The sequence below is a fragment of the Chromobacterium sp. ASV23 genome, assembly GCF_016428945.1.
In the GTDB taxonomy this organism is placed as follows: Bacteria; Pseudomonadota; Gammaproteobacteria; order Burkholderiales; family Chromobacteriaceae; genus Chromobacterium; species Chromobacterium sinusclupearum.
Genome location: NZ_JAELTR010000193.1, coordinates 1 through 442, shown reverse-complemented (window position 1 = coordinate 442; position 442 = coordinate 1). Strand labels below are relative to the sequence as shown.

Below are 442 nucleotides of genomic sequence, written 5' to 3'. Positions count from 1 at the left end.
GGCCTATAGCGCCGCCAAGGCCGGTGTGCTGGCGCTGACCAAGTCGCTGGGCAAGGAACTGGCCGATACCGGCGTACTGGTCAACGCCATCGCCCCGGCGGCGGTGAAGACCGCGCTGCTGCAACAGATGTCGCCAGCCCATGTACAGACCATGATCGACAAGAGCCCCATGCATCGCCTGGGGACGGTCGAAGAAGTCGCCGAAATGAGCGCCTGGCTGTGCTCGGGCTCATGCAGCTTCAATACCGGCGCGATCTTCGATCTCTCAGGCGGGCGCGCCACCTACTGACCGGGCGCACCTGGCAAACGAAAAAGAATTTATCCGGGCAAGCGGGAATCGCAGTCGGGCCAAGCTGCCCGGCCGCGCCGGAGAACAGGCAAGGACGGCATCCACAACGTCCTGAAGAAGGCATTCCCGTCACAGGCTTCGGCCCCCTTAGTA

1 protein-coding gene is annotated in these 442 nt (G+C 63.6%); it reads left to right on the top strand.

The annotated features are described in order from the left end of the window. Positions 1-289, top strand: a 289-nt coding sequence (locus tag JHD59_RS22210) for an SDR family NAD(P)-dependent oxidoreductase (protein ID WP_199155863.1), incomplete at its 5' end; no start/stop codon positions are given. Between the last annotated feature and the right edge of the window lie 153 nt (positions 290-442).